Consider the following 7286-nt stretch of genomic DNA (forward strand, 5'->3'; position numbering starts at 1 on the left):
ACCGATGGCGCCCATCCCGCCCGTGATGAGGTACACGCCATCCGGGCGGAACACGCTGGATTCAAAAGTGGGGAAATCCGCCGGATCGACTTCGACCAAGCTTTTCACCGACCGGCGTTGCCCCTCGTAACGGATTTCTAACCCATCCCGCGCCCCGAACTCGTCGGCCAGATTCGGCACGGCGTCCGCCAGCACGCCGGGGAAATCTTCGGCCCCGCCACACGCCAGCCCCGCGCTATGGATATCTAGCCACGGCATTTCCTGCCGCAGCGTCCGCGCCAAGCCGCCGACCCCCGCCAGCGCACCGGCCAGGACGTGCTTCGCCCACGGATACACGTACAGCAACTCGGCGGATTCGCCAGCCCGGTTGCGGGCCAGTTCCCGGCACAGCAGGAACACCGAGATCGGGCCGAGCTTGAGTGCCGCCTGGGCATCCACGCCGCCGCGCAAGGCCGGGTGCGACCACGCATGGACAATACGCACAGGCCAACCACCCGTTTCCCGCAGCAGCCGGGCATAGTCGGCACCGTCGTCCGGTCGAATCAGAAAATCATTGGGGCCGGTTTGGCGGAATTCCGCGCCGGGCCGCGCCACCAGGATGTGGGCCGCGCCCGCTGGGGCGAACCGCTCGCGCAAGCTGCGGGCCGAGGCTTCGTCGGCGGCGAACAGCACCCAGGCGTGGGACGCGCCGTCCCGTGGGGCGGGCATGGATTCTCGATCCGCCGTTTGCCAGCGAGGCTTGAGCCGCAGCAATTCTCCCGCCGGGCGGCTTTCCGGCGCTTTCTCCGCGCTGAACGGCGCGGCGATGAAGTCATGGAACCGGACGCAGACCTCGCCCCGCTCATCCGCCAAGCACATGGTGAACTTGAGCAGCGGAGCCTCGCCCTGGCGTAGCGTCTGGGTGAGGCGGGCGTGGGCGTACAGCCTGTCCGGCAGCGGCTTTAAAATTTCAAACCGGCCCAAGGTGAAGGGCAGATAGCGGGCTTTTAAGCGCTGGGCGGTGACGCCCGCCACGGTCTGGATCGCGCCATCGAGCAGGGACGGGTGCAAGGCAAAGCCCGTGTCGCCCCGCAAGTGCGGCGGCAGTTCCAACAGCGTCAGGACTTCATCCGGGCTGGCGTGCATGTCCCGGATCACCTGGAAGCTGGGGCCAAGATCGAACTGCACATCCCGCAGCAGCCGGTAATAGTCCTCGCGGCTCCTGTGCATGGGACAGCGGGCGAGGATGTCCGCCACGTCCAGCCGTTCGGCGTCCGCCGCCGTGCTGTGTTGCGGTGCCAGGACGGCCTTGCCCTGGGTGAACAGGATGCGGGTGCCATCCGGGGCGCGGTGGGCGATTTCAAAAGCCAGTTCGCCATCGGTCTCCGTCAGTTCCACATCCACCGCCAGCGTGGGCGTTTCCAGCACGATGGGCCTGATCCAGACGATGTTACGCAGCGTCGCGACCCGTTGGCCGGATGCGGCGGCGCAGGCGGCCCGCGCCATTTCGATATGGGCCACCCCCGGCAGGATGAGGCGGTCGGTGATGCGGTGGTCGGCGAGGAAAAATTCCTCCTGCCGCAGAACCTTGGTGTATTTCGTGCCCGGCGCGGCGTCGGCGGCGGGTCCGTCGAGGAGAGGATGTATTCCCATGAAGGACTCCGGGGTGTGGGCCGCTGGCTGGGACGGGCGGGGCACCCAATAGCTGTGGCGGGCGAAGGGATAGGTGGGCAGCGCGGCCCGGCGGGGCGCGTCGGGATACAGCGGGGTTTGGGCGAGGTCGGCTCCTTGCGTCCAGGCGCGGGCGAGGCTACGCCAATCCTCGGCTTGGGCGAGGGCGAGCAAATCTTCCGCCGGATGCGCCGCCTTGGCTTTGCTGTCGCCCAGGCTGCCCCGGTACAGGTCCGCCGATTCCGCGCCGCTTTCGGCCCAATCCCGTAGCGTTTCCAGCAACCGCCACGGGTTGGCGGCGACCAGGGCCAGCCGCTCTTCCATGGCGGTTCGGCCCGCGTGCAGGGTGTGGGCGACGGCACGGAGGGACACCGGCCCCGTTGGGTCGCGCAGCGCTTTGTCCAGCCAATCGGCCAAGCGCAGGACGTAGGCGCGGAGCCGGTCCTCGTCGGCGGCGGACAGCAGGATTAGGACGGGCCGGGTGCCTTCCCGCGCCATTTCGGGTTCGGGCAAAAATTCTTCCAGCACCAGATGGGCGTTGGTCCCGCCGAAACCGAAGGAGCTAATCCCGGCGCGGCGCGGCAACGCTTGCCCGGACGAATCGCGGAGGCGCGGCCAAGGGGTGGTCTGCTCGGCCAGCCGGAACGGGCTGTTATCCAGTTGCAGCAGCGGGTTGGCTTCCCGGAAATGGGCGATGCCCGGAATCATCCCATGCCGGAACGCCAGCACGACCTTGATGACGCCCGCGATGCCCGCCGCCGCTTCCAAATGGCCGATATTGGCCTTCACCGAACCGACCGCGCAGCGGCCATCCCCAGCGGGCGGGTGGCCCCAGTGTTCGTACAACTGTTGGAAGGCTTTCTTCAAGCCGTTCATTTCCACCGGATCGCCCAGCTTTGTGCCGGTGCCGTGGGCTTCTATATAAGTGGCGGTGGCGGGATCAAGACCGGCGCGTTGCCAAGCGTCGGCGATGACCTCGGCCTGGGCCTGGGGATTGGGGGCGGTGAAGGAATTGGCCTTGCCGCCGTGGTTGGTAGCCGTGCCCCGGATGACGGCGTGGATGGGATCACCATCCCGTAGCGCCGCATCCAGCGGCTTGAGCAAGACGGCCCCGACGCCTTCCCCGCGCACATAGCCATCGGCCTCCGCGTCGAAGGGGCGGGCGCGGCCTTGCCGGGACAGCATCCCGGCCCGGTCGAAGGAGATATGGGCCGAGGGCGTCGCCATGAGCTGCACGCCCCCGGCGATGGCGAGTTCGCAATGGCCGCTTTGGAGCGCCTGCACAGCGCGATGAATCGCCACCAGCGAACTGGAACAAGCGGTGTCCACGGTCTCGCTGGGACCGCGCAGGTCGAGAAGATAAGAGACCCGGTTGGACACCACGGAATGAGCCGCGCCCGTGGACAAATAAGCGTCCACCGGAACGCCGCTCTCCCGCAGTAACTCGTGGTAATCCCAGGTGCAAACCCCGGTGAAAACCCCGGTCTTGCTCCGCGCCAGCGCAGCGGGCCGGTAGCCCGCGTCCTCGATGGCCGACCAGACGCATTCCAGATAGAGGCGTTGCTGGGGGTCCATCAATTCCGCTTCGCGGGGCGCGATGTTGAAGAACGGCGCGTCGAACTGGTCGGCGCCGTGGATGAAGCCGCCCCACCGGCTCAGGGTCTTGCCGGGCTGGTCTTGCGGGTCGCCGTAATGCTCGCGCCAATCCCATCGCTCGGGCGGGATTTCGGTGATGAGGCTGCGGCATTCGGCGAGGTGGGACCAGAATTCGTCGAGGCTGGCCGATTGGGGCATCACCCCGGCCAGGCCGATGATGGCGATGGGGGTTTGAGATGGAACATTTGCATAGGATGGGTGCAGCGCAGCGGAACCCATCACGCCCGGAGGCACGGAATCAACCCGCTCCGGTGGCTCGGGCGATGGGTTGCGGCGCGGCGGATTTTTTGTGGCATGGACAAGCGTCGTGAGCGCGCCTTCACCCATCCTATGGGGGAGTGTGATTTGCTCCGGGTAGGTTTGCAGCAGGTGTTCCGCCACGTTCCGCAGGGTGTGGTATTCAAAGAACAGGGTCGGCAGGACGGTCAGCCCATACCGCTCATTGATGCGGTTGGTGAGCCGGGTCCGGTTGATGGAGTCGATGCCGAAGGCGCTCAGTTCCTCCTCGCCGTCCAGGTCGGCGGGGTCGATTTTCAGGAGTTGCGAGACGAACCCGCGCAGGGTGTCCTCCACGCCCGCACGCATATCATCGGCTTCTTGCTCCCTCTCCCTGTGGGAGACCTGTCCTGAGCGCAGTCGAAGGGGGGTTGGGGTGAGGGTGTTCAAATAAGGTTTTTCTTCCACTGTAATTCCTCGCATCGCACCCACCCCGAAATGGGCGCGGATGGCTTCCCCGTCCCCCTCCACCACCATGACGCGGCCCCGTTCCCCGGCCAGGACGGCGTCAAGAATTTCCAGCCCGGCCCGGTTGCTCAGCGGACTCATGCGCCACTGGCCGGTCATGATCTTTTGCGCTTCGGGATCGACCCGCATCCCGCCCTCCGCCCAATAGGGCCAGTTGATGGCGAAGGAGAGGCCCGGGCGATTCTGCGCCCGCCGCCAATCGACGAAGGCGTCCATGAAGCGGTTGGCATAGGCGTAATCGCCCTGGCCGATGTTGCCCGCGACGGCGGACACCGATGAGGCCAAGCAGAAGAAATCCAGCGGCGCATCGCCCAAAGCCCGGTCCAGATTAACCGTCCCGAACAGCTTGGCGGCCAGCACCTCGTCCAGTTCCCGCGCCGTTTTATTAACCAAATAGGCGTCCCGATGCACCCCGGCGCAATGGAACACCCCGTCGATGCGTCCGAATCGCTCCCGCACCTGGACGACCACCCGCCGCACCTGGGCCTCGTCCGCCACGTCGGCCCGCCAATACAGCGCCGGGGTACCGGGGCCGTTGAGGGTATTCAGCCGATCCTGCTGCCGTGAATCCGGGTAGCTCCGCCCCACCAGCGCCAGCTTCGCGCCCGCCCGGGCCAGATGCTCCGCCACGGTCAGCGGGATGGCGCCCAGCCCGCCGGTGATGAGATAGACCCCGCCGGGGCGCACCCTTGGCGCGGCGGACAATTCCGGCGTGAACTCCCGCAAGCGCCGCGCCTCGCGGACGCCATCTATCCAGCGGATGTCGCGCTCGCCAGTGTCGGTCGCCAGTTCCAGCCGCAGTGCTTCCGCCAGCAGGCGCGAGCGCACCTGTTCCGGTATCGCAGGCGCGTGGGTCATTTGGATGGATCGGCCATCCACATGACGGTTTTCCAGCGCCACCGTCCTGACCAGCGCCGCCATGGCCTCGTAATGGGGCTGGGGTTCATCCCGGTCTTGCGAATAGACAAAAAACAGCCGCCTCGGCGTGGCCGCGTCACGGCGCAGCAGGGCTTGGCTCAAATACAGGAACCCATGGACACCGCGCCGCAGTTGCGCCGCCAGCGCCGCCCGGTCGGTGGCGAAGCGTTCCCGTGCCAGCAGATGGACGACGGCACCGGGCGAGCGGCCCTGGTCCGCCAAGGTCGCCAGCAAGCGCGAATAATCCTCCGGGCTGTCGGGATTGAATTCATAGGTGGCGGCGTCGAGCTGGCCGAATACCGCGCCGGGCCGGGCCAGGATGAGCAGCGGCACCGGCTGGCCCGCTGTCACGAAGCTAACCCGCAGCGCGTCCCGCGTTCCGCCGTCCGCGTCGATGAGCAGGCAGACCGCCGGGGATTCGGCCCGTACCGGCGGGGCGGCTTCCCAGACTTCCTCGAAATACAGCCGCTCGACTTGAGCCGGTGATTCCACAAGCGATTCCACCTGGGCAGGCGGCACCGCCAGGATGGCGAAATCCCGGATGCTCATCACTACCGCCCCGGCGGTGTCGGTGACGGTGATGTCGAACCGCTTCAAGTCCGCCCGCGTGGTCGATGTCCCGGCCCGTACCGTCCGCACGTACAACTCCGCCGGGAGCGGCCCGCCCACGATTTCGCCGAGGGTGAAGGGTAGACAGGGCGTGTTATCGCGGATGTCCTGATCCGCGACTAGGCCGATAACGGTTTGCAAAACGCCATCCAGCAGGGCGGGATGAGCGGCGAATTCCGCCAGTCGCGCCGTCAGCGCGGGGGGCAGGACCAGCCGCGCCAGCGCCTCGTTTTCATCGCGCCAAAGTTCCTCGACCACTTGGAAGGTCGATCCGTACTCGATGCCGCCCCGCTTGAACAGGGCGTAGCGTTCGGCCCTGGTCTTCCAGGGTTGGAGCTTGGCCCGCAAAGCCGCGAGGTCCAGCCGTGCGTCGAGCCGGGCGGCGGGTTCCTGCGCCCACTGGCCTTGGGCGTGGAGGGTGCCGTCGCCGGAGCGGACTTCAAAGCCATGGGCGCGGGCCTGGGGCGTAAACGCTAGGTGGATTTCCACGGGCGCGGCGGTGGCGTCGATGGGTTGGCTCCACACCAGATTCCGCAAGGGGCCAGCGCTCAAACCGGCCTCGCGCCCAGCGGCCAGCACCAGGTCGATGTAGGCCGCCGCCGGGAGGATTTTCCGGCCCTTAACGAGGTGGTCCGCTAGGAAGAATTCGCCGCCGGTTAGGGTGGTTTCAAAACGGCGCTCTCCCGGCGCTTCGACGCTCCGCCAAGCCACGGGCATTCCGGTGGGGCTGTCCTGGGTGGCCGTGTCGGGGCGGGGCAGCCAGCAGCGGCGGAGTTCAAAGGGATAGCCGGGCAGGGAAACGCGGCGGCAGTCCCGCCCGGCGTAGAGTTTTTCCCAGGGCAGGGCATGGCCTAGTCGGTAAAGCTCGGCGAGGCGGTGCAAGCGTTCCAGCGCTTCCTCAGCCGTTCCCACCCCGTTTGCGCCGCTTTCCAGCCAGTGGCGGGCGGTCGCGGCGGCGGCTTCATCCAGAGCTTTGCTAGAGGCTTTCGCCACGGGCGGCGAAGCCACGGCGGCATCGAGCCGTGCCAGCAGGTCCGCAGGGTCGCGCACCACGAAGGCCAGCCGGTAAGGGTAATCATCCCGGCCCACTTGCAAGGTGAACGCGATGTCGATGAGCCGTTCGGTCTGGCCGACGCCTTCCAGCCAAGCCTTCAAATCGGCGGCGTACCGGGCCAGGGCGGTGTCCGTCCGGGCCGACAGCGTGACCAGATAACCCGGCCAAGGCCATTCGGACCCGGCGGCGGGGCGGGGCGCGGCGGGTTCCTCGATGACGATATGGCAATTGGTGCCGCTCAGTCCAAACGCGCTGATGGCGGCGCGGCGCGGCACGCCCGCCGGGGGATGCCAGGGGATGCGCCGGGTGTTCACGTAGAAGGGGCTGTTCTCGAAGTCAATGGAACCGTTGCCCTTGTGGAAATGCAGTGAGGGCACCAGTTCGCGGTGCTTCAAGCACAGCAGCAGCTTGATTAAACCGGCCACGCCGGACGCGGTGAGGGCGTGGCCGATGTTGCTTTTCACCGAGCCGATGGCGCAGAAACGGCGTTGGTCGGTGTAGCGGCGGAAGGCTTCGGTGAGGGCGTCGAACTCGATGGGGTCGCCCAAGCGGGTACCCGTGCCGTGGGCCTCCACATAGCCGAGCGTGGCCGGGTCGATGCCGTAAGCGTCATAGACCGCGTATTCCAAGGCGCTTTGCGACGGGCCGTTGGGGG

1 protein-coding gene is annotated in these 7286 nt (G+C 67.1%); it reads right to left on the reverse strand.

Annotated elements, in window-relative coordinates; translation table 11 throughout:
- Nucleotides 1-7286, reverse strand: a 7286-nt coding sequence (locus ACXWUF_RS15510) for an SDR family NAD(P)-dependent oxidoreductase (RefSeq protein WP_458503300.1), incomplete at both ends; no start/stop codon positions are given.

The organism is Methylomagnum sp. (genome assembly GCF_054333355.1).